Annotated in this window: 1 protein-coding gene; it reads left to right on the forward strand. The window is 65.9% G+C overall.

Annotation, left to right across the window (positions count from 1 at the left end):
* The coding region (locus IEZ13_RS46200) for a cadmium resistance transporter (protein ID WP_189285825.1) at positions 1–562 on the forward strand (562 nt) is incomplete at its 5' end.
* Between the last annotated feature and the right edge of the window lie 27 nt (positions 563–589).

Raw genomic sequence — 589 nt, forward strand, 5'->3', positions numbered from 1 at the left:
AGCGACCAACATCGACGACATCGTCGTGCTCTCCCTCTTCTTCGCGCGAGGGGCAGGCCAGCGCGGCACTACCGCCCGCATTCTGGCCGGCCAGTACCTCGGATTCGCCGGCATCCTCGGTGCCGCGGTCCTGGTGACTATCGGTGCCGGAGCATTCCTGCCCTCGGCAGCCATCCCGTACTTCGGTCTCATCCCTCTGGGCCTCGGCCTCTGGGCCGCATGGCAGGCCTGGCGCGGAGACGATGACGACGATGACGACGAGGTCAAGGTTGCCGGCAAGAAGGTCGGCGTGTGGACAGTCGCAGGCGTCACCCTTGCCAACGGCGGCGACAACATCGGCGTCTACACCCCTGTCTTCCTCAGCGTGGAACCTCTCGCAGTAGTCGCCTACTGCATCATCTTCCTCGCGCTCGTCGCGGTCCTGGTGGCCCTGGCAAAGTTCGTCGCCACCCGCCCCCCGATCGCCGAAGTGCTCGAACGCTGGGAGCACATCCTCTTCCCCATCGTTCTCATCGGCCTCGGCATCGTGATCCTCGTCAGCGGCGGAGCCTTCGGACTCTGACGTAGCGGCAGCGATCCAAACGGCCCC

This window comes from Actinoplanes campanulatus, assembly GCF_014647795.1.
Taxonomy (GTDB): Bacteria; Actinomycetota; Actinomycetes; order Mycobacteriales; family Micromonosporaceae; genus Actinoplanes; species Actinoplanes campanulatus.